The sequence below is a fragment of the Suipraeoptans intestinalis genome (genome assembly GCF_034091795.1).
Lineage (GTDB): Bacteria > Bacillota > Clostridia > Lachnospirales > Lachnospiraceae > Suipraeoptans > Suipraeoptans intestinalis.
This window is the reverse complement of record NZ_JAXFXH010000004.1, coordinates 124,639-147,029: the sequence shown is the minus strand read 5'-3', so window position 1 is coordinate 147,029 and position 22,391 is coordinate 124,639. Positions and strand designations below refer to the sequence as shown.

The 22,391-nt window shown below is 39.3% G+C and carries 23 protein-coding genes and 1 tRNA gene; 4 read left to right on the top strand and 20 right to left on the bottom strand.

What is annotated here, in order from left to right:
- From SOW26_RS01660 to rpmH, 20 genes are all read right to left on the bottom strand, one after another.
- Positions 1-1,153 (bottom strand): oleate hydratase (locus SOW26_RS01660; protein ID WP_320651769.1); only part of this gene is annotated, 1,153 nt, incomplete at its 3' end.
- 207 nt (positions 1,154-1,360) lie between these two features.
- The gene (locus SOW26_RS01655) at positions 1,361-1,927 is read right to left on the bottom strand and encodes a TetR/AcrR family transcriptional regulator (RefSeq protein WP_320651768.1); all 567 of its coding nucleotides are present in this window, start codon (positions 1,925-1,927) and stop codon (positions 1,361-1,363) included.
- A gap of 590 nt (positions 1,928-2,517) precedes the next feature.
- On the bottom strand, positions 2,518-3,264 hold the full coding sequence (locus tag SOW26_RS01650) for a DUF169 domain-containing protein (protein ID WP_320651767.1): 747 nt from the start codon (positions 3,262-3,264) through the stop codon (positions 2,518-2,520).
- A 25-nt stretch (positions 3,265-3,289) separates the two neighbouring features.
- A complete protein-coding gene (locus SOW26_RS01645) occupies positions 3,290-4,096 on the bottom strand; it encodes an energy-coupling factor transporter transmembrane component T family protein (RefSeq protein WP_320651766.1) in 807 nt (268 codons plus the stop codon).
- Positions 4,096-5,577: an ABC transporter ATP-binding protein gene (locus tag SOW26_RS01640; RefSeq protein ID WP_320651765.1), complete on the bottom strand. Its 1,482-nt coding sequence runs from the start codon at positions 5,575-5,577 to the stop codon at positions 4,096-4,098. Before SOW26_RS01640 ends, SOW26_RS01645 begins: the two co-directional genes overlap by 1 nt.
- 11 nt (positions 5,578-5,588) lie before the next feature.
- Positions 5,589-6,146 (bottom strand): ECF transporter S component, encoded by a 558-nt coding sequence (locus tag SOW26_RS01635; protein ID WP_320651764.1) that lies wholly within the window; start codon positions 6,144-6,146, stop codon positions 5,589-5,591.
- 310 nt (positions 6,147-6,456) lie between these two features.
- Positions 6,457-6,528, bottom strand: a tRNA-Arg gene (locus SOW26_RS01630).
- A 46-nt stretch (positions 6,529-6,574) separates the two neighbouring features.
- Complete coding sequence (locus SOW26_RS01625; protein ID WP_320651763.1) at positions 6,575-7,441, bottom strand: DUF3881 family protein; 867 nt, start codon at positions 7,439-7,441, stop codon at positions 6,575-6,577.
- A 7-nt stretch (positions 7,442-7,448) separates the two neighbouring features.
- Positions 7,449-8,735, bottom strand: coding sequence for a serine--tRNA ligase (gene serS / locus SOW26_RS01620; RefSeq protein WP_320651762.1), 1,287 nt, complete (start codon positions 8,733-8,735; stop codon positions 7,449-7,451).
- A 35-nt stretch (positions 8,736-8,770) separates the two neighbouring features.
- A complete protein-coding gene (locus tag SOW26_RS01615; RefSeq protein WP_154477134.1) occupies positions 8,771-9,301 on the bottom strand; it encodes a DUF4446 family protein in 531 nt (176 codons plus the stop codon).
- Positions 9,301-10,218: a ParB/RepB/Spo0J family partition protein gene (locus SOW26_RS01610; RefSeq protein ID WP_276959143.1), complete on the bottom strand. Its 918-nt coding sequence runs from the start codon at positions 10,216-10,218 to the stop codon at positions 9,301-9,303. Before SOW26_RS01610 ends, SOW26_RS01615 begins: the two co-directional genes overlap by 1 nt.
- A gap of 193 nt (positions 10,219-10,411) precedes the next feature.
- Complete coding sequence (locus SOW26_RS01605) at positions 10,412-11,182, bottom strand: ParA family protein (protein ID WP_320651761.1); 771 nt, start codon at positions 11,180-11,182, stop codon at positions 10,412-10,414.
- 246 nt (positions 11,183-11,428) lie between these two features.
- Entirely contained in the window at positions 11,429-12,142 is a 714-nt protein-coding gene (gene rsmG, locus SOW26_RS01600; RefSeq protein ID WP_320651760.1) for a 16S rRNA (guanine(527)-N(7))-methyltransferase RsmG, read from the bottom strand.
- A 2-nt stretch (positions 12,143-12,144) separates the two neighbouring features.
- Entirely contained in the window at positions 12,145-14,058 is a 1,914-nt protein-coding gene (gene mnmG, locus SOW26_RS01595; protein ID WP_320651759.1) for a tRNA uridine-5-carboxymethylaminomethyl(34) synthesis enzyme MnmG, read from the bottom strand.
- Positions 14,024-15,412 (bottom strand): tRNA uridine-5-carboxymethylaminomethyl(34) synthesis GTPase MnmE, encoded by a 1,389-nt coding sequence (mnmE, locus tag SOW26_RS01590; protein WP_320651758.1) that lies wholly within the window; start codon positions 15,410-15,412, stop codon positions 14,024-14,026. The genes mnmG and mnmE overlap by 35 nt, the downstream gene beginning before the upstream one ends.
- A 67-nt stretch (positions 15,413-15,479) precedes the next feature.
- Complete coding sequence (gene jag / locus SOW26_RS01585) at positions 15,480-16,298, bottom strand: RNA-binding cell elongation regulator Jag/EloR (protein ID WP_320651757.1); 819 nt, start codon at positions 16,296-16,298, stop codon at positions 15,480-15,482.
- Between the two features lie 12 nt (positions 16,299-16,310).
- Positions 16,311-17,333 carry a YidC/Oxa1 family membrane protein insertase gene (locus SOW26_RS01580; RefSeq protein ID WP_320651756.1) on the bottom strand — a complete coding sequence of 341 codons (1,023 nt, stop codon included), beginning with the start codon at positions 17,331-17,333 and terminating at the stop codon, positions 16,311-16,313.
- A 25-nt stretch (positions 17,334-17,358) separates the two neighbouring features.
- Complete coding sequence (gene yidD / locus SOW26_RS01575; RefSeq protein ID WP_320651755.1) at positions 17,359-17,571, bottom strand: membrane protein insertion efficiency factor YidD; 213 nt, start codon at positions 17,569-17,571, stop codon at positions 17,359-17,361.
- Positions 17,572-17,576: 5 nt separating this feature from the next.
- On the bottom strand, positions 17,577-17,918 hold the full coding sequence (gene rnpA, locus SOW26_RS01570) for a ribonuclease P protein component (RefSeq protein WP_154477150.1): 342 nt from the start codon (positions 17,916-17,918) through the stop codon (positions 17,577-17,579).
- Between the two features lie 45 nt (positions 17,919-17,963).
- Complete coding sequence (rpmH, locus tag SOW26_RS01565; RefSeq protein ID WP_154477151.1) at positions 17,964-18,098, bottom strand: 50S ribosomal protein L34; 135 nt, start codon at positions 18,096-18,098, stop codon at positions 17,964-17,966.
- Positions 18,099-18,322: 224 nt separating this feature from the next.
- Between rpmH and dnaA the strand changes: the two genes are divergently transcribed.
- The 4 genes from dnaA to recF all read left to right on the top strand — a co-directional run bounded on the left by dnaA (position 18,323) and on the right by recF (position 22,381).
- On the top strand, positions 18,323-19,708 hold the full coding sequence (dnaA, locus tag SOW26_RS01560; protein WP_320651754.1) for a chromosomal replication initiator protein DnaA: 1,386 nt from the start codon (positions 18,323-18,325) through the stop codon (positions 19,706-19,708).
- Positions 19,709-19,971: 263 nt separating this feature from the next.
- A complete protein-coding gene (gene dnaN / locus SOW26_RS01555; RefSeq protein ID WP_276959914.1) occupies positions 19,972-21,081 on the top strand; it encodes a DNA polymerase III subunit beta in 1,110 nt (369 codons plus the stop codon).
- A 9-nt stretch (positions 21,082-21,090) separates the two neighbouring features.
- Positions 21,091-21,300, top strand: coding sequence for an RNA-binding S4 domain-containing protein (locus tag SOW26_RS01550; protein WP_276959915.1), 210 nt, complete (start codon positions 21,091-21,093; stop codon positions 21,298-21,300).
- On the top strand, positions 21,290-22,381 hold the full coding sequence (recF, locus tag SOW26_RS01545) for a DNA replication/repair protein RecF (protein ID WP_276959916.1): 1,092 nt from the start codon (positions 21,290-21,292) through the stop codon (positions 22,379-22,381). The genes SOW26_RS01550 and recF overlap by 11 nt, the downstream gene beginning before the upstream one ends.
- The last annotated feature ends 10 nt before the right edge of the window (positions 22,382-22,391 follow it).

The window sequence follows — 22,391 nt, the reverse complement described above, 5'->3', positions numbered from 1 at the left end:
TAACAATCCCGCCGGTTGTAACTTTTCCTTCCCTTGGATCCCTCTTGCACACCCCAATAATCTTCTGAATGATTTCTTCGTCAGCGGTTTCAACCGTTGCACTCATCCAGTTTGTCGCCTCAACATCACTACAGAAATTCTTCGGGTTCCCATACTCCCCGTTCTTGGCCTGTGCAGCTATATTTTTCCACAAATCCCACGACTCGCCCTCTCCATTCCTGATATTTCCAAGATCCGGCGCCGTATTCTGGTCCCCGTAGCAAGAGGTATCTGTACAGCAGCCATTGGTTATGAATACCAGGTCGTCCTCTACAAGATCGATCGTGTCTGTCGCTCCCTCTTTCTCGTATACAATCCGGGTTGCAGTTTTCTTCCCATTTTCATCCTTTATGATAACATTTTTTACATCTATTCCAAATTCTACCGTTACGCCATGATTTTTGAGATATTCTATCAAAGGTAAAATCATGCTCTCATACTGATTGTATTTTGTGAATCGAAGAGCTGTAAAATCCGGCAGTCCATCAATATGGTGACAGTATCTGCACAAATATCTCTTCATCTCAAGAGCAGAAGACCATCTCTGGAAGGCAAACATGGTCTGCCAGTAAAGCCAGAAATTTGTATCCCAGAAGGAGTCCGGAAGAACTTCACTGATCTTCTTGCCCTCCAGATCCTTTTCCGGCGTCATAAATAATTTGGAAAGTGCCAGTGCGGATTTCTTATCCAGAGAAAATTTTTTGTCCGTATGCGCATCCTGCCCACACTTCTCTGATGCTCTGCAAAGAGAATAGTTTGGATCGTGCTTGTTCAGCCAGTAATACTCGTCAAGTACAGAAATGCCGGGAGTTTCTATGGATGGAACGTCACGGAACATATCCCACATACATTCAAAATGGTTATCCATCTCCCTGCCGCCTCTCATGTAAAAGCCCTTACGAACATCCTTTCTTCCATCACAGCTGCCACCTGCAAGATCCAGCTTTTCAAGAAGATGTATTCTCTCTCCTTTTACCTGCCCATCTCTAACCAGGTAAAATGCGGCGGAAAGTCCTGCAAGTCCTGTTCCGATGATATACGCTGATTTTCTGTCAGCTCCCTCCGGTTTCTCCGGTTTTGCAAATGCCTCATAAGTTCCTGCTGAATAGTACATAAAAACACACTCCTTTTCTTTTTCCGGAGCCTAAACTCTTTATTTAGGTCGCTAGTAGATTCTACGCACTTAGTATATTGACAAAAAACCAGAATTAAAATGAACAAAAACAGAAAACTGTCAAAAAGAACGACAGTTTCTCCCTATTGAACAAAAATACGACAAAACACTCTCTTTGTCGTATTTCCCACCATATTTTCAAACGCTCTATTTTTTGTTTATTTTAGCATTATTAAGCGCATGGAAAAAGGTTCCCTGAATTAGAGAATTCAATCTCTCTACGATCCGTTTTGGATCCTCCTTCATCCCGCCATCGATCCATTCCAGTACAAGACCCACAAACCCATACTTATAAAAGTTTGCAATAAAGACCTTGTCCTCTTCTCTGATGACCATTCCTTCCGCCTTTTCTTCCAGTACGTTGTAAAGCAGCTGGTAAGTAACCCTGTACAAATAGCGATATAAATAGTCCTTTGGGACATTGCGGTAAATGTTTATGATGAAAGCCTTATCTTTTTTTATCATGTCGAAAATGGACAGGAATCCCTCCTGCCATGTGTCGTACGTTCGATTTTCCTTTAAGGCCTGCTCTGCATCCTCCTCGCAGATCCATTCGGTGAGTTCTAAAATATCATGAAAGTGATAATAAAATGTCTGACGATTTATCTCACATTTTTCGGCAATATCACTCACTGCTATTTTGTCCAACGGTTTTTCTAATAACAATTCTTTAAAAGCAAATGCAATCGCAAGCTTTGTAGTTGTTTTACTCATAGTCCCTTTCTCCTTTTCCCGTTTTGCACCAAATTTGTTTCGGCAAACCGCATCGCACACTCTGGCATACCGCCTACAGCAAGATACCGTCGCTAGAACTGCATTGCCGCATCGTGCAATGCGGACGACATCGGGTTATAAGTTCTTCTGACCTGTCTTGCTCCCTACAAAATAAAGAGTTTGCGGTATTCATTTCCTTTTCACGCTTCTAAAAAGCTTCTTTTTTCTATGGATCGTTCGCCTGCCGGTAAAGCAAGCAAAATCATCCGCCTTCATGATCTGTATTTAAAGTACTGGCTGTAATACATGGAATTATCCTGTAAAAATCAATGGTTTTTAGATTGGTATCTGTACTTATAATCTGGTTTTCACAAACGGATATTCTCGTGCCCTGGTTGACAGGGTTAGTCTGACCAGTCCTGCCTGATATGTCCGGAAACTGCATCATAGTACAAACAAAGGCAGAACCTCAAAAAATTAGCTCTGCCCGAAGTAACTAGCGACATGTCTTATATCTGTTTTTCAATTTACACAAAACTTGAACCGGTCTTGAGAGAACTTTTTAAGTTCTTCTTTGAAAAAACACCATTTTAATAATTCGGTTGTGTTGCCACAACTCCATTCGTCATTGATTCAAATAATTCAAAAGGAATTCCTACTGCCATATCGTTTTCACTCCATTTACATAGCATTCTTGTACTTGGACATAATACACTAACATTTAATTCACCTGATAAATATGGCGATACAGTAACTTCTGAACACATTCCTTGCATTGCTCCCATATCAATTGCAGGTTTTTTACCTGTATTATACTCATATCCTTGCACATATCGCATTGCTTGATATACATTACAAATGCTTATAATAACGTCCGGAGTCTGCACACACTGACTTAATGGCACGATTGCCACACCATAATTACGCACTGGCATTCTATGTAAACTTCTTATCGAATTCCTGAGTCTTCTTGCTGTAGCAACCGATGAATACAATTTATATGAAAAATATTCTCTCCCGCTTTCGATTTTCTCTGTGCTCGGTTCCAACGCCAAAGCAGTTGTTGCGCCATCGCATTTATGATGTTCCAACCTACTTTTAATTCCTTTAGAGTGTAAAGTAGCTTGTTTCACCATCACGCAATATGGCATTGCTGTTTCAATCTCTTCTACTGGATAATTATCATAGTCCTCTTGTGTAAACAAAAATGTAATTGCAACAGGCTCTTTGTCTAAGCTTATCACATTTTTTAGTTCTTCAAGACATTGATTAATAATTTCTCTTGGATACTGCTCATGTGGCAAGCCATATTCAATATTTTTATGTTTAAATGGCATTTCTATTTCCTCCCAACAAATCACTTTATTTGATTGCAGCAAAATTTAATCTAAACAAATCATATTTCACTAAAACTGCAATAATTATTGTATAAATTATAACTCCTGCACCCAAAAACAACCAGTCATTCTTAACAATTTCTGTCGTTTTATAATATGTTCTATTTTCACTCTTTCCGAGTCCTCTGCTCTCCATTGCACACGCTACTCTTTCGCCCCTTCTTGCAGCTACGCATAGCAAGGGTAGCACCACTCTAAAAGGTGATGTAAATCTTGATACTATCCCTTTGTTCCAAGATATTCCTCTAATTTCCTGCGCAAGATGAATTGAATCAACCTGTGCTTGCAATTCAGGTAAAAACCGATATGCCGCCATTGTTGCGTAACCATGGACTGGGGATATATTGCATTGTAAAATAAGGCTAAGTATTAAATCTCGTGGTCTCGTAGTCAAAACAAATCCCATTGACATTGTAACTAATGCCAGGATGCGGAATCCTAAAGAAATAGAGTGTATTATATCTTTCGCTGTCCATCGAAAAACCCACAGGCGATAAACAATTCCTGACTCGCCATTTAATCCACGCAAAATCATCATCGATATCATAAAAAGCAAACTAATCACTATAAACATTAAAAGTCTACGCAAAAGATTTTTCAAAGGAATTTTTCCTGCAAGCCAAGTGGTTGTAAATACAAGAAAAAATGTTATACTCGGTAATACTGGAAAATAGGAAAGACATACAATAATCGTCATCATTACAATTAACAATAGCTTAATCATCGGATTTCTCTGATGTAAAAAAGAATCTTGTTCAATATAAGCAAACATCAAGCATCTCCTTCCATAAGCTTTTCCTTCACCACATGTCCATTTGCAATCACTACTTTTTTTGTTGCATACTGTTTTACTAAATGCATGTCATGCGTAATCATAATAATTGTTACACCCTCGTTTCGTAGCATTTCCATATCGTTCATTAATTCTCGACGATTTTCATAATCTTGACCGTATGTTGGCTCATCCAAAAATAGAATTTTCTGATCCGTCAGCAACATACTTGCAACGCTTAATCTTCTTTTTTGCCCCTGACTCAGTACAAATGGACTTTTTTCCTTTTCCGTTTCAAGATGAAAACGTTCTAGCATTTTCTTTACTTTTTCTTCTTTTTCATTCGGATTCATCTTTACCTTTTTCAAACTAAACATCATTTCATCCCATACGGTATTCGTTACAAATTGTTCTTCTGGATTTTGAAACACTAATCCGATCGTATTGTACAGTTCCTTCTTTTTATAAGATTCTATTGGCTTCCCATATAGCAAAATACGACCTTCATTTTGCTTGAAGATTTGAAAGATCACTCTCAGCAATGTTGTTTTTCCTACCCCATTTTTACCTGTTATGGCTAGGAAATCTTGCTTATTTATCCTTAGATTCAAATGACGTAATATGTAATTATCTTCACTCAATATCCTTTTCCGGAATCCCTGTTTCTGATATGAAAAGGAAATATCACTTAGCTCTAATATACATTCCTGCGATAATTCAATTTTGGAAACATTACTCTGATTTCGTTTTGCAATCTGTGGTTCTGACCACGCTCTAAAATTCTCCACAACGCTTTTCCCATGAACATCACAAAACTTTCTACCTTGTAAGTCTAAAATAACCAAGTGATCAATTTGTTCTATAATTTCCTCTACATTATGTTCCACCAAAATAATCGTTATATTCTTTTCTTTAGCTAACTTTAAAATCAAGTCGAAAATTTGTTTTCTACTTTCCGGATCTAAATTTGCTGTAGGTTCATCTAACAGTAACACTTCCGGTTCTGTAACAAGAATTGATGCAATGGCTATTTTTTGTTTCTGTCCTCCTGAAAGATTATTCAAATCACATTCTTCGTAACCAGATAAGCCAATATACTCCAACATTTCCGAAATCTTCTCTTTCATGATTTCTTTAGGTATTTCTAGATTTTCCATTCCGAATGCTAATTCTTCTTCAACTGTAAAAGTGCAAAACTGGCTTTCTGGATTTTGCATAACAAACCCTATTTTATCACAACGCTCCTTTGGAAGCATTTCTGTAATATTCACTTCATTATACAACACTTTTCCAGTTAATTTTCCTTCATACATATGAGGAATCAATCCATCAATTAAATAAAGAATAGAACTTTTTCCACATCCACTTGGTCCGCAAATTGCATGAACTGCTCCTTTATAAAAACAACAAGAGAGATGCTCCCAAACCGGAAGTGTCTCTCCTTCATAACAATATGAAACATCCTGTAATTTAAGACTCATTTTGTCATTTCCTATTTTGCACATACAAATCCTTTCAATACGCCAGTTTTTACCAGTGCTGCTGTAATTACTTTCACAAGCACAATACCAATTACCACAGAACTTAACAGACGTACCACTATTACTCCTAATGCAATTGTCACACCGTAACACATTGGTGATCCCCAGAAAAATGCATCTCTTCCAAACACAAAGACTGCTCCAAGAATCTGACCAACAACCAGACATTTAAGGTTTGCCTCTCTCTTAAAAAGAATATAGGCGATTTCTACTCCAAGTGCTTCTAAAATTCCGGCTAAAACCAACTGTAAACCATACGGACTACCAAGAAGCAGATTAACACCAGCAGTAACTAAAGCTCCGAAAACTGCTACTCCTGGTTTGCGTACTAAATACATGGGAAGAGCTGCTGATAACATATAAATGCCAAATGTTAATTCCATAAATACCGTTCCAAGAACTGCTGATAATGGCATATATGCATAATCAAGCAATGTAAAAACAACTCCCACTACTGCAGCAACCATAGCCACAACAACAACCTCTTTTGTTCTGATTTTTTTGTTCATTCTCATCCACCTCGTACAATAATTTTTCAATATAGCAGTATAAATTATATTAGCTATATAAAAAAAAGTAAAATAGCTATTATCTATGCCGGTTTATTTATAGGCAATATCTATTGCTAAATTAAGTTCTGACAAGCAATGAATTGCATCCATATCGCTAGCTGTATCGGTGAAAGTAACGTCGTCGCCAAAGTTTCTTAAAAGAGTTTTTCTTTTTAGGCATGATTTTAAATGACTGTGATTATTTGAAATCATGCCTGAAAAGAAAAATGCAGTAATAATTGAAATCAATTATTACTGCAAAAATGACCGTTCCCTGCGAGAATCGAACTCACAACTAGTGCTTAGGAGGCGCTTGTTATATCCATTTAACTAAGGGAACTTAAATAGGAAAGCTATAATGCTTTCCCATTATACTGCAAATCTACTCAACTGTCAAAGTTTATTCTTCCCTGCAGCCATATAATCGCTTTCAATCTACGTCCTGCCTGCGGTTCTCCTAATACGTGCTTTTTGGGAACACAGACATCGAAGATCAATCCATTCACTTCTACCTGCAAAATATACAGAACCACTCCCGTACTTTCATTCTCCACTTCCAAAAAGTTTCGGATCTCCCCCAGAATAGAATATTGATCACATTCCAGCCCGTAGGGCATGATATAAGTATCTACAATGCTGTAGACGTCTTCCTTCATCAGCCGCTTTGACATTAATGTATATGTATTCCATTCTTCCTTTGTGAGATGTTCAATGGCAGTGGTATCTCCACTTCTTGCCGCCTGCATCAGGGATGTTCTGTCGGTCGCTTCTTTCTGCTGTCTCTGCCTCTGTCCGGAATCCTTGCTTACCGGCAACAAAATAGTTCCCTCCCTGCAAAGGCCCGATAAGGTTACAGACCTGCAGGGAATTTCCTTTCGGGAGAGAAGTCTTCTGTTTTTAAGGGAAATAAGATTTTGCAGGTGAAAAATCAAGCTGATCCCCACTCTCATATCTTCGCAGATTCCGATATAAGCTTCTTTATCCAGTCGCCTTTCTGCAAAAATCTCTCCTCTGGCCGTCTCTCCTGTTCCTTCAAAAAAAGGCACATAGTATTCCCGGTGATAGCTTTCATCCGTCCTCCCAAAAGAGGAAATCCCAAATCCCGCGCCAAACTCTTTTTGATATTCACAAAAATTTTCGTCCGCAGCGCAGTGATGCGCTGAAAAGATATGTTCGGTCTGCCGCAGCAGCTTTTCCGGCAGACCGTCTTTTCCACTTGTTTCAAACCCGATTGCTTCTAAATATTGGTGCATAGTCCTCCTATTTCTTTGGGATCAGCACTTCTTTTCCTCCCATGTATGGGCGCAGGACTTCCGGAATTTTTACGCTTCCATCTTCCTGCAGATTGTTTTCCAAAAATGCGATCAACATTCTCGGAGGTGCCGCTACCGTGTTGTTCAATGTATGGGCAAAATATTTTCCTTCTGCTCCCTTTACGCGGATGCCCAATCTCCTTGCCTGTGCATCTCCCAGGTTGGAGCAGCTTCCGATCTCAAAATACTTTTTCTGACGGGGAGACCACGCCTCCACGTCGCAGGATTTTACTTTCAGATCTGCCAGGTCTCCGGAACAGCATTCCAGCGTGCGTACCGGTATGTCCATAGAGCGGAACAGATCCACGGTATTCTGCCACAATTTGTCATACCATTCCATGCTTTCCTCTGGCTTACATACTACGATCATTTCCTGTTTTTCAAACTGATGGATCCGGTAAACGCCTCTCTCCTCGATCCCATGCGCTCCTTTTTCCTTTCGGAAGCAGGGAGAATAGCTGGTCAGGCTCTGCGGAAGCTCCTCCTCCGGCAGCATCGTATCAATAAACTTTCCGATCATGGAATGCTCGCTGGTTCCGATCAGGTACAGATCCTCTCCCTCGATTTTATACATCATGGAATCCATCTCTGCAAAACTCATAACGCCTGTTACCACATTGCTGCGGATCATGAAAGGTGGAATGCAGTAGGTGAAGCCTCTGTCGATCATAAAATCTCTTGCGTAAGACAGTACGGCAGAATGCAGTCTTGCAATATCTCCCATCAGATAGTAAAATCCATTTCCTGCCACTCTTCCCGCACTTTCCAGGTCGATCCCCTTAAAGCTTTCCATAATTTCTGTGTGATAAGGAATCTCAAAAGCCGGTACGACAGGCTCTCCAAACTTTTCGATTTCTACGTTTTCGCTATCGTCCTTTCCTATGGGAACGCTGGCGTCAATGATGTTTGGGATCGTCATCATGATCTTTTTGATCTTCTGCTCTACTTCTTTTTCTTCGGCAGACAGCGTCTCGATACGATCTGCATTTTCCTGTACCTTTTGCTTCCATTGTTCTGCCGCTTCTTTTTCCCCTCTTGCCATACACCCGCCGATTTCTTTGGAAATCTTATTTTTATCCGCCCGAAGCACTTCTACTTCCTGTTTGATTTCCCGGTTTCTTCTGTCCAGTTCTAAAACTTCATCTACCAGAACCAGCTTTTCCTCCTGGAATTTCTTCCTGATGTTTTCCTTCACTGTCTCCGGGTTGCTTCTGACAAACTTAATGTCTAACATATTTTTTTCCTCCTTCGTTCCTTCTATGATCCTTCTTATTGTTTTTTCGCTTCCAGTTCATACCCATCGCTGAAAATCGCCTTGTCTAATGCCTCTGCCTCTTCTTCAGACAGTTCTACATAACTTTCCCCTTTTACAACCTCTTTGATATAGGTGTAACATCCTTCCCGGCTATGCATGGCGTTCATGACCCATCCATTGTGATTCCCATCCAGCATGGAGATCGCGAAGCTGAGTTTTCCGCCCATTTCATTAAATGCGTCGTATTTTACCACTCCAAGCTTCTGATAACTGCTGTTCTCTCTCTTATTGATCTCACGGATGTCTTGTCGGTTCTGCTTCACTACCTTCAAAACCAGTTCCAGTTCCTCAAACTTTTCTTTCATGCTCTCTTCCAGTGCTTTTCCGTCCTTCCCTTTCATGAAAGTGCTGTAGCTGCTTTTCAACCGATTATATTTCATCATAACATTTACATATAGTGCAAACAGTCCAATGATAAGCAGCAGCAGGATCACAAATAAGATCACCGGATCGATTCCCATTGCTTTCAGAAATTTGCTCTCCATTATGACTCCTCTCCTCTTTTTATACTCATAATTTTATAGAACACATGTTCTAGTTCTTCTTCCGAATAGTATTCAATTTCAATTTTTCCTTTGCCGGAACTTTTTGAATGAATTGAAACTTTGGTTCCCATCACGCTTTTCATTTTTTCTTCCAGATCTTCATAGAGAAAAGCATGTTTCTCTTTTATGATTTCTTTCTTTTTCTTCGGATTCTTCCATTCTTTTATCAGTTTTTCCACATCCCTGACACTTAATTTTTCATCAAAAATGCGGTTTGCAAGAATCTGCTGGTCCTCCTTATTTTCCAGGGAAAGTAACGCTCTTGCATGGCCTGTCGTCAGCATTTCGTCAATGATCATTTGCTGTACTTTTTCATCCAGTTTTAGCAGTCGCATGGAGTTTGTCACAACTGTCCTGCTTTTTGAAACCCTTTCCGCTACTTCGTCCTGCTTTAAGTGAAATTCCTCTATCAGCTTTTTGTAGGCCATAGCTTCTTCTATTGGATTCAGGTTTTCTCTCTGAATATTTTCAATCAATCCAATTTCCAGGATTTCCTGTTCCGAAAAATCTTTGACGATTACCGGAACTTCTTTTAGTCCCGCCCGCTTTGCAGCTCGCCATCTCCGCTCTCCTGCAATAATTTCATAATAATCCTTGTTTTTTCTTACCAAAAGGGGCTGCAATACCCCAAACTGTCTGATAGAATCCTCTAATTCCATCAGACTATCCTCATCAAAATGTTTTCTTGGCTGTTCCCTGTTTGGTTCTACCTTTGTTATCTTTACCAGTTGTTCTCCTGGTATTTTTTCTTCCTTTTCCTCAGGTTTCTTTGCTTCCTCTTTCTTTCCCTGAGTACTTCGTGTATTTGGAATCAAACTATCCAGTCCTTTTCCCAATCCTTTTTTTCTTACCGCCATCGCTTTCTCCCCGTCTGCCTTTAGCAGATCTTTTTTTGTTTTTCTAACCGGTGTTTGTCGTTTTTCTAAAATATTACAGTATATTTCTTATTTCTTTCAATCTTGTTCTGTTCTTAGTTTCTTTCCGATTTTTGTTTCTGCTTTTCCTTCTTATTTTTCTACTCTTTTACTCTTGCTTTTAATTTTTTAATCTTTATTGTTCTGTATTGTGCTTAATTACCTCGTCTGCCAACTTTCGATAGCTTTCTGCTCCTGCTGATCTTGGATCATACTGATTGATAGGCATTCCATAGCTGGGGGCCTCTGCCAGACGTATATTTCTTGGAATAATCGTTTGATAAATCGTCTGATTCAGATTTTCTTTTACATTTTCTACCACTTGAAGAGATAAGTTTGTTCTTGCATCATACATAGTAAAAACAATTCCTTCTATTTCTAATGCCGGATTCAATCTCTCTTTTACCAACTCCACCGTGTAGATCAACTGACTCAATCCCTCCAAAGCATAATATTCGCACTGTATTGGCACCAGCACTGAGTCTGCCGTTGTCATGGCATTTACCGTCAACATATTCAACGACGGAGGACAGTCTATGATCACATAATCATAGCGATCTTTTATCTTTTCCACTTCTTTTTTTACGATAAACTCTTTGTCTTTGATTCCAATTAATTCGATTTCTGCCGCAGATAGGTTGACTGTAGATGGAATAACATCCAAATTATCCATTACACTTTTGTGTATAACTTCTTCTACCGTCATTTCTCCAATCATAAGGTTATAGATGGTTTTCTCTGTATTGGATTTCTCTATTCCCAGCCCGCTGGAAAGATTTCCCTGTGGATCCATGTCTATTGCAAGAACCTTTTTTTTATTTTCTGCCAAGCATGCTGCTAAGTTTATGGAAGTCGTCGTTTTCCCCACTCCTCCCTTTTGGTTTGCAACAGCTATAATTTTCCCCATTTGAAACCATCCTTTCTTTTTTATACGTAGTTTCAGTATAACACCTTTTCCCTTCTGAATCCAGTAATGTTTCACGTGAAACATTCTATCATTCTATTTTTCATACATAGTCTGGGTCTGTTTGTTTTTTATCTTTATTTTTACTTTCCATCCTTCTACTTCTCACAGAGGTTCTATCTTATCACTCTATGATACTTGTATATTTTAGTATGTTTTAGCATATTTATAGTAAAAATTACTTTTTCTCTATTTTATAGGTTCTTTTGTAGGTATTCCTGCCTTTCTCGGATATTTTTTTGCTGTAGGATGCTCTTTTAATATGGTGACTAGTGTTCTATTGATTTCCGTCTCCGGAAGCTGGAATTCATGAATAGACTGAATTTTCCCTCCCAGAATTTTTATCGCCTTTCTTGACTCTTCTATTTCCTTTTTAGAATCTCCTGCTTTGTAGGAAATAAAGGCCCCTCCTTCCCGTACAAAGGGAATACAATATTCACTTAAAGTGGAAAGATTTGCTACTGCTCTGGATACGCACAGATCGTACTGCTCGCGATATTCTTTCTTTTTTGCAAAATCTTCCGCTCTTCCATGCAGCGTTTCTATTTCATGTAATCCCAGTTCTTCTATGACTGTATTTAAAAACTGAATTCGCTTATTAAGAGAGTCTAACAGGGTAACTTTCACATGAGGAAACATAATTTTAATCGGGATACCGGGAAATCCTGCACCAGTTCCTATATCTATCAGATTGCTTATTTTTTTCAGATCTGTTACCTTTACAATACTCAAGCTGTCTACAAAATGTTTTTCTACCACTTCTTCAAAATCTGTGATTCCTGTCAGATTCATTCTTTCATTCCATTCGATCAAAAGCTGATAAAACCGAATGAATTTCATTTTTTTCTCTTTATTTATCTCTATATTTAGATTATTTATCTTATTATTCAGAAAATTTATCATATTTATTCTTTTTTCGCTCCATTTAAGTAAATAAGAAGGACTGAAATGTCTGCCGGAGAAATTCCGGAGATCCGGGATGCCTGTCCAATTGATTCCGGTCTGTATTCTTTCAGTTTTTGCCGTCCTTCCAGTCTCAGACTCTTTACCTGGTCATAGTCTATATTCTGCGGAATCTTTTTCTGCTCCAGTTTTTTAAACTGCTCCACCTGTTTTTTCTGTCTTAGAATATATCCTTCATATTTGATGAAAATATCTATCTGCTCCTTTATTTCCTCTGCATATCTTTGTGGCAGCTCCGGTCTTTTCTCATCCATTTCCTTCAGGCTGTCATAGGACAATTCCGGTCTTCGTATCAATTCTGCCAACGTAATACCGGAAGAAAGCGGTGTGCTGTTATTCTGCTCCAAAAGCTTCTGCACCTTTGGCGATGTTCCCACATGTGTGGATCTCAGCCTTTTTACTTCCTCCTCGATCCACTGTTCCTTTTGTTTCAGGCTCTGATATCGCTTTTCGCTGATAAGTCCCAGCTTATACCCTTTTTCTGTCAGGCGTTGGTCTGCGTTGTCCTGCCTTAACAGCAATCTGTATTCTGCTCTGGATGTCATCATACGATACGGCTCATGACTCTCTTTCGTCACCAGATCGTCGATCAGTACTCCGATATAGGCCTCCGATCGATCCAGTACAAATTCTTCTTTTCCCTGAATTTTTCTCACCGCATTGATCCCCGCCATGATACCCTGCGCCGCAGCTTCTTCATACCCGGAGCTCCCGTTCATCTGTCCTGCGCTGTAAAGGCCTTCTATCTGTTTAAATTCTAATGTCGGTCTTAGCTGTCTGGCGTCAATGCAATCATATTCGATGGCATATGCATTCCGTATGATTTTTACCTGTTCTAGTCCCGGAACTGTCCGGTACATTTCATACTGCACATCTTCCGGCAAGGAACTGGACATTCCCCCTATGTACATTTCATTTGTTTCCAGTCCTTCCGGCTCAATAAATACCTGATGTCTGTTTTTATCTGCAAATTTCATGACCTTATCTTCTATGGAAGGGCAGTATCTGGGTCCGGTCCCCTCAATCATTCCTGAAAACAAGGGAGACCTGTCTAAATTTTTCCGTATGATTTCATGCGTCTTTTCATTTGTATAAGTCAGCCAGCAGGATACCTGGGAAATCTGTATCTCTTTCGGATCCGTTCCAAAAGAAAACGGCACGATTCTGTCGTCCCCTTTTTGTTCTTCCATTTTTGAAAAATCCACCGAACGTCTGTCGATCCTGGCCGGCGTACCGGTTTTATAACGTCTCATGGAAATCCCCAATTCCATCAGACATTCTGATAATTCATTTGCTGCAGAAAGGCCATTGGGTCCGGTGTTTTTGCTCACATCTCCGTAGATACATCTTGCTCTCAGGTAAGTTCCTGTACATAAAATCACTGCTTTGCAGAAATAAACGGCGCCGGAACAGGTCTGTACTCCCGTTACTTTTCCACCCCCCACAAGGATGTTTACCACTTCATCCTGCCTGATATCCAGACCTTCCTGATTTTCCAAAACGCGGCGCATCTTTCTGGTATACTGCTCTTTATCTGCCTGTGCCCGCAAGGAATGTACTGCCGGACCCTTTGATTTGTTCAACATTTTGGATTGAATAAATGTCTGATCGATCACGCGGCCCATTTCTCCACCCAGCGCATCGATCTCTTTTACCAGATGTCCCTTTGAACTTCCTCCTATATTGGGGTTACACGGCATCATCGCAATACTTTCAATATTTACGGTAAATATCAGCGTTTTCTGCCCCAATCTCGCAGAAGCAAGCGCTGCTTCACATCCTGCATGCCCTGCTCCCAGTACGATCACATCATATTTTTCTCTATTTTCCCATGCAGAACTTGCTGAAAATTTCATGAATGACATCCTCTCCTGTTGTTTCTCCTGTAATTTTTCCCAAGGCATCGCAGGCTTCCATCAGATCAATAGAATAGAAATCCTCCGCCAATCCGGCATGGATACTTTCTTCTACCCGGCTTAAAGCCTCTTCTGCTTCTCTTAATGCTTCTTTCTGTCTTACATTTGTCAGATACACTTCGTTATTAAAAGAAAGCTCTCCTCTAAAAAAAATCTTTTTTATTTCTTCTTCTACTTCTTCTATCCCTGTGCGGTTTTGTGCAGAAATGGAAATGATGGAAATATGTTCTGTAAATAATAATTTTATATCTTTCTCATTGATCCTGCTTTCTAAATCCGTCTTATTCAGAAGAACCAGAACGTTCTTTTCCTTACAGATTTCTGCAATTTCTTTATCATTTTCATTGAGAAGCCTGGAAGCATCTGCAATGTATATGATCAGATCCGCCTCTTCTGCCAGTTCCTTTGCTTTCTCCACTCCTATTTTTTCCACTGCATCTGCCGTATTTCTGATACCTGCCGTATCCATGACCTGCAAAGTGATCCCCTGAAGATTGATTTCCTCTCTGATCACATCTCTTGTGGTTCCTTCCACATCTGTAACAATGGCGGACTCTCTTCTTGTCAAAGCATTTAAAAAAGAAGATTTTCCTGCATTTGGTTTTCCCAGGATGACTGTTTTGATCCCTTCTTTTATGATTCTCCCATTATCCCAGGTTTTTAGTAATTTATTTATTTCTTTTTTTATTTTTTGGGTGGTTTCTCTTAATTGTTCTTGATAGCCTTCTATACTGATGTGTTCCGGATCATCCAGAGCCGTCTCTATAAAAGCGATTTCATGAATGATCCTTCCTCTTAATTCTTTGGTTCTGTGTCCCAACTCTCCCAGCATCTGGCGCATAGAATTTTTTAAAGCGTATTCGTTTCTTGCAGCGATCATATCTCCCACAGATTCCGCCTGAGACAGATCCATTTTTCCGTTTAAAAAGGCTCTTTTTGTAAATTCTCCCGGCTCAGCAGCAGAAGCTCCATTTTGCAGCAAAAGCTCCAATACTCTTTGTACCACATAGACGCCTCCATGGCAATTGAATTCTACTGTATCCTCCCCCGTAAAGGTATGAGGCGCTCTCATGAGCATTACCAGAACTTCATCCACCAGTTCCTTTTGATCTGCTACATATCCGTAATGTATGGTATGAGACGGCTGAGAAGACAGCTTTTTTTCTTTTTTCCCCCTGTAAATACGATCTGCAATTTCAAAAGCCTGCGCCCCGCTTATTCTCACGATTCCAATTCCTGAATCGCTCATGGCCGTCGCCACAGCCGCAATCGTCTTTTCGTACTGATTTTCCATATGTTTTAACCTCTGTTTATATGGAAAAAAATAGGGGCTTCACAGTCCACCCCTATTTCTGTCCTCTTTATTTTCTTGATAAAGTTACAACCACTTTCCTGTAAGGCTCTTCCCCTTCACTGTGAGTTGTGATAGCCGGATCTCCCTGAAGAACAGAATGAATGATTCTTCTCTCATATGGGTTCATCGGCTCCAGGATCACTTTTCTTCTTGTCCTTTTTACCTTTCCTGCAATATTTTTTGCAAGATGCTCCAGCGTTTCTTTTCTTCTTCTTCTATAGTCTTCTGTGTCCAATTTCACTCTTACATAACTTTCCTGCTCTTTGTTCGCAACTCTGTTTGCAAGATATTGGATGGAATCCAGGGTCTGTCCTCTTTTCCCGATAAGAACGCCCATGCCTTCTCCCGCTACTTCAATAGCCAATGCTCCCTCTTCATCTATTGAAGAGGTTACGGTTGTCTCTTTCATGCCCATGGCTTCCAAAACATCTTTTATGAATGTCTCACAAGCTTCTATTGTTTTTGCTTCCACCGGAGCCAGTTCCGGTTCTTTTTCCGGCTGTTTTTTTGCAACTGTTTCTTTTTCTTCTTTGCTTTCTCCTACAGTCTCTTTTTGGAAGGATTCCTTTTTTCTTTCTTTTTTCTCCGGTTTTTCAAACGATTTCTTTTGAAAGGAGGATTCTTTCTTTTCTTTTTCCAAATTCTTTTTTGGACTTGTTTTTTTGCGGGCTTTTATCACTGCCTGCTTCATGCCTATTCCAAAGAAACCTGCGCTTCCTTTTTCAATGATCTCATAATCCAGCTGATCACTGGTGATCCCCAGTTCTACCAAAGCTTCTGTGATCGCATCATCGACATTTTTTGCTGATACAGTAATATATTCCATCGTAAATGCCTCCTAATTATTTTCGTTAAATTTCTTAACCATGTTTGCTTTACTGGAAAGGCTTCCTTCCTTTGCTTTATCTGAAGAAGCACCTGCTTTCGTATCCATTTCCAGAGAAGAAGTACTTTTTGAAGCGGTTTCTCTCATGCTCTTCGTATTTCTCTGAGCCATTTCATTGATCTTTCCGGCTCTTTCTCCTCTTCTTTCTCTTTTTCTTTCTGCCTTTTCTTTATTTTTTTCAATCAGATCTTCCACAGAAATACTGGATAAATGTCTGTTAATAAAAATCTGCTGTACGCAACGCACAATAGCACTGACGATCCAGTAAAGACCAATACCGGTAGGTAAGGTAAATACCATGAATACAGAAAACAGAGGCATTGTCATATTCATTGTCTTCATCGTACCTGCCATCGGATTATCTTCCATTCCCTGTCCTGAAATAGACTGAGACAGCTTGATGCTGAAATACTGGGTCACTCCCGAAATAAGCGGAAGAAGAATCGCCGTTATGATGACCGCCACAGAAGGATGGCTCTTTATCATTGCAATAGGAGCCACTGTCAGATTCGGAATGGTAAGAAATCTGTTTGCTTCCGTTGAAATAGACGGTACATAATCCTGAATATTATAAATAACCGGATACAGGGCAAACAGGAACGGCATCTGGATCAGAAGAGGAAGGCATCCTCCCGCCATGGAAGTTCCATATTTGTCATAAACCTGACGCATCTCTTCCTGCTGCTTCATCATGGAAGCCTGATCCCGTTTATTTTTATACTTTTTCTGAATTGCCTGAATCTCCGGATTCATGACAGAAGACATTTTTGACGTTCTCTGTTGCTTGATCGTCAACGGCAACATCAGTGTATATACCAGAATGGTATATATGATAATTGATAATCCTACCAATCCTGTATCACTTGGAAGGACGTTATCCAAACTTGTATAGATAAAGTTCATCACCTTACCTAACAGCCAGCAAAGCTGTCCTACGATAGGCCAGTTTGCAGCGCTTAATAAACTTAACGACATTCTGTTTTCCTCCGCATATTTGTATTTATGGAACCGGGTCATATCCTCCCTTTGCAAAGGGGTGACATCTCAAAATCCTTTTGGCTGCAAGAAAGCTTCCTTTTAAAGCTCCATACTTTTCAATGGCTTCTGCCGCATACTGCGAGCAGGTCGGGTAGTAGATGCAGGTAGAGCCTCCCTTTATTCCTGATAGATACCTTCTGTAAAATCCTATCATCCACAACAATGTCTTTTTCATAGTACCTACTCCACATTCATAATCTTATGAATATTACCCAGATGAAAAAAAGAACTTTCTATCTCTTTATAGCTTTTATCTTTTGCATTTACTCTTGCCAGAACTACGATATCCAGTCCTTTTTTGACGTCTGTTTCATTTTTTCTGTAGATTTCTCTTACCAGTCTGGTGATCCTGTGCCTTACGACACTGTTCCCAACTTTTTTACTGACGGAAATTCCAAGTCTGTTTCGCTCCGTCCCATTCTGTAAAATGTACATCACCAGATATTTGTTGGCATAAGATTTTCCTTGCCTGTAAACTTTCTGAAAATCTTTATTCTTTTTCAACGACTCGGAATACTGCATACCATCTCCTAATTTTCAGAGAAGAAAAGGCCACATATATGCGGCCTACGCTGATAATTTCTTTCTTCCTTTTAATCTTCTGTTCGCAAGAACTTTTCTTCCGCCTGCTGTGCTCATTCTTGAACGAAATCCATGAACTTTTGCTCTTTGTCTTTTCTTTGGCTGGAATGTCATTTTCATGTATATCCACCTCCTTATATTCTAATGGTCAACTCCCACTTTTTCTAAAGACATCATTTTTGATTATATGCAATAAAAGCCTTAAAGTCAAGCAAAAACGTAAATACTGTGATTTATCATTATTCGATTTCATACATTGCTTATATTTCTTTTTTGATGTAGAATAGATGAGAGTGGTTTTTTATGCCATCTCTTAGATTATGAAAGCTTAGGAGTATGTAAAAATGGACGTTGTTGCAGAAAAATGGGAGGAGATCATAGAGCATCTGAGAGAGGAACACGAATTATCCAGTGTTTCTTTTAAAACGTGGATCAAACCTTTAAAAATATACAAAATCACAAATTCTACCGTTTATCTTCTGGTCAATTCCGCTGCAAGTGTGGAATATATCGAACGAAAATATCTTCTTCCTCTCAAAGTTTGCATCGCAGATATCGTCAATGAAGAATATGACGTTGTATTTCTTTCCGAAGACGACGAGCAACTGGACCGGTTCAAAGATCTGTCTACAGAATCTGTTTCCAAAAAGAAAGGAAGATCTGTGGCAGAGATGGCAAATCTGAATCCCAGATATACCTTTGATACTTTCGTGGTAGGAGGAAACAATACCTTTGCGCATGCGGCGTCTCTTGCAGTAGCGGAATCTCCCGGAAAGGTCTATAATCCTCTTTTTATTTACGGAGGAGTAGGACTTGGCAAGACGCATCTGATGCATTCCATTGCCAATTACATCTTAGAGCAGGATCCAAAAAAGAAGGTTCTTTATGTAACCAGTGAAACCTTTACCAATGAACTGATCGAAGCGCTGAAATCAGGAAAACAGTCCAACAACAAATCTTCTATTTCTAATTTCAGGGACAAATACAGGAATAACGACGTGCTTTTGATCGACGATATTCAGTTTATTATTGGAAAGGAAAGTACTCAGGAGGAATTTTTCCATACCTTTAATCACCTTTATGATTCTTCCAAGCAGATTATTATTTCCAGTGATAAACCGCCTAAAAATATAGAAACTTTGGAAGAACGGCTCCGCACACGTTTTGCATGCGGGATCGTGGCGGATATTTCCGCTCCCAATTATGAAACACGTATGGCAATCCTTCTGAAAAAAATAGAGGTGGATCATCTGGGACAATACAATATTCCTAATGATGTACTGGACTATATCGCCACAAACGTAAAGAGCAATATCCGGGAGCTGGAAGGTTCTTTAAATAAACTGATCGCTCTCTACAAATTAAATAACCATGGAAGCATTGATATCATGCTTGCCATGGAAGCATTGAAAGATATTGTTCTTCCAAAAGATAAAAGGGAAGTGACCCCTGAATTGATCCTGGACGTCGTATCGGAACACTATAATATTTCCGTAGCGGATCTGAAAAGTAAAAAAAGAAATTCTCAGATCGCCATTCCCAGGCAGGTAGCAATGTACCTGATGAGGACTCTCACCGACGCTCCTTTGGAGGGGATCGGCATCATTCTTGGGGGAAAAGATCATACTACCGTCAAATATGGTGTGGATAAAATCACCTCTAATATAGAAGAGGATGAAATCCTCTCCAATACCATCAGTATCATTAAGAAAAAGATTAACCCATTATAAACAAAGAGCTGTTAGTTCTATGTGGATAAGTATGGGATAGGATATGGATAACTTTTTACAAGGTTTCTTTTTCCTCTTTTGCTCCTGGTTATACACATTTTTTCTACAGTCTGTTCTGTTGATATCCACAGAGATTTCATTTTTAAATCTTCTTAGTTCTCAAGGAAAAACAGGGTTTTCCTCTTTTCCACAGTCTCTACTACTAAGAAGACGAAAATAATATATATATTTATATACGTTTTATCGCGAAAGGAGTTTTTCACATGAAAATAATCTGTAAGAAATCAAACCTTCTAAAGGGAGTTACTATTGTAATGAAAGCTGTGTCTTCCAGAACCACCATGCCTATCCTGGAATGTATTTTGATAGATGCTTCTTCTGATGTGATAAAGCTGACTGCCAATGATATGGAACTGGGGATTCAGACAGAGGTGGAAGGAACAATAGAGGAAACGGGAATGATCGCAGTCAATGCCAAAATCCTGTCTGAGATCATAAGGAAGCTTCCTGATAATGATGTTACCATCAGAAGTATGGAAAACAACCAGACTTCTATTACCTGTGAAAAAGCAAAATTTGATATTCCCGGAAGAGAAGCGGAAGAATTTTCTTATCTTCCCAAAGTGGAAAAGGAAGGTTCTATATCCTTGTCCCAGTTTGTTTTAAAAGAAGCCATCCGGCAGACGATCTTTTCTATTTCTGACAGTGAGACCAACAAGTTGATGACAGGAGAGTTATTTGAGATTAAGGAAAATTACTTAAGACTGGCTACGTTGGATGGTCACAGGATCTCTATTCGCAGAATAGAGATGGAAGGAAATTTTGAAGAGAAAAAACTGGTAATCCCCGGAAAAACTCTGACGGAGATCAGTAAAATCTTGTCGGGAGAAATTGAAAATGAAGTGATCATTTCCTACACAGATAATCATGTTGTGTTTGAATTTGATAAAACCATCGTGGTCTCCCGTCTGATCGAGGGAGAATATTTTAAGATTGATCAGATGCTGTCAAAGGATTACGAAACAAAAGTGACCATCAATAAAAAAGAATTTTTAAATTGTATAGACAGAGCTACTCTTCTGGTAAAAGAAGGGGATAAAAAACCTGTGATCATCCGGATAGAAGATGAGAGAATGGAACTTCAGATCAATTCTCAAATGGGTTCTATGAATGAAGAAATTCTGATCGAAAAAGAAGGAAAGGATCTTTTGATCGGATTTAATCCTAAATTTTTGATAGATGCATTAAGAGCCATTGACGAGGAAGAAATCACGATTTATCTGATGAATCCAAAGGCTCCCTGCTTTATCAAAAATGAAGAGGAGAGTTATCTGTATCTGATTCTTCCCGTAAATTTCAGCACGGCAGTGTAGGAGGTTTTCATGAGCAGTTTAAAATTAAGAGAAGAGTATATTAAGCTTGGACAGGCTCTGAAAGCGGCGGGACTGGTAGGATCAGGCGTAGAGGCAAAAGATGTAATAGCAGACGGACTTGTGAAGGTAAACGGGGAAACAGAATATAGAAGAGGAAGAAAGCTATACGGCAAAGATGTCGTAAGCTTTCAAGGAGAAGAAATCAACATTGAAAATTAAATCTTTGAAGTTGAAAAACTTTAGAAATTATCCGTTTTTGGAGTTCTCTTTGGAAGATGGCCCCACCATTTTTTACGGAGACAATGCCCAGGGAAAAACAAATATACTGGAAGCGGCCTATATTTCCGGAACAACAAAATCCCATAGGGGAACAAAGGACAGAGATGTTATAAAATTTGGGGAAGAAGAAGCTCATATAGAGTCTGTCATTGAGAAGAACGGACTGGATTATAAAATAGACATTCATTTAAAAAAAAACAGTCCCAAAGGTATTGCCATCAATAAGTTCCCTATAAAAAAGGCTTCGGAATTATTTGGAATCGTTCATTATGTCTTTTTTTCACCGGAAGATTTGAATATTATAAAGAACGGTCCTTCCGAAAGAAGAAGATTTTTGGATATGGAACTTTCTCAGTTGGATAAGATCTATCTGAATCACCTTTCAAATTATAACAGGATCATCAATCAAAGAAACCACCTGCTGAAAGAAATCTATGGAAAAGAGTCAAAAGATAAAAAGGATATGCTGGATGTCTGGGATATGCAGCTTGTCCGGCACGGGACTGCCATCATAGAAAGAAGAAAGAAGTTTGTAGAAGAAATAAATTCTATTATTTCTTCTATCCATTATAACCTGACAGGAGGAAAGGAAAGTATTTATATTTCCTACGAACCCGGAAATGGGAGTCTGCCGTTGGAGAAGGCTCTTTTAAAAAACAGAGAAAGAGATATCCGGTTAAAAAGCACGTCTGTGGGACCCCACAGGGACGATCTGTGTTTTATGATGGAAAAGATCGATATTCGAAAATTTGGATCCCAGGGACAGCAAAGAACGTCTGCCTTGTCACTGAAGCTGGCAGAGATAGAAATCGTAAAAAAAGAAATCGGAGACACTCCCATCCTTTTGCTGGATGATGTATTGTCGGAGCTGGACAGTCACAGACAGCAATATCTGCTGGATAGTATTCACGGGATCCAGACGTTGATCACCTGCACGGGAGTGGAAGAATTTATTAAGCATCAATTCAAAGTAAATAAAATATTTTATGTAAAAGAGGGAAGTATCAGTCGAGTCAATTAGGAGGAACAGA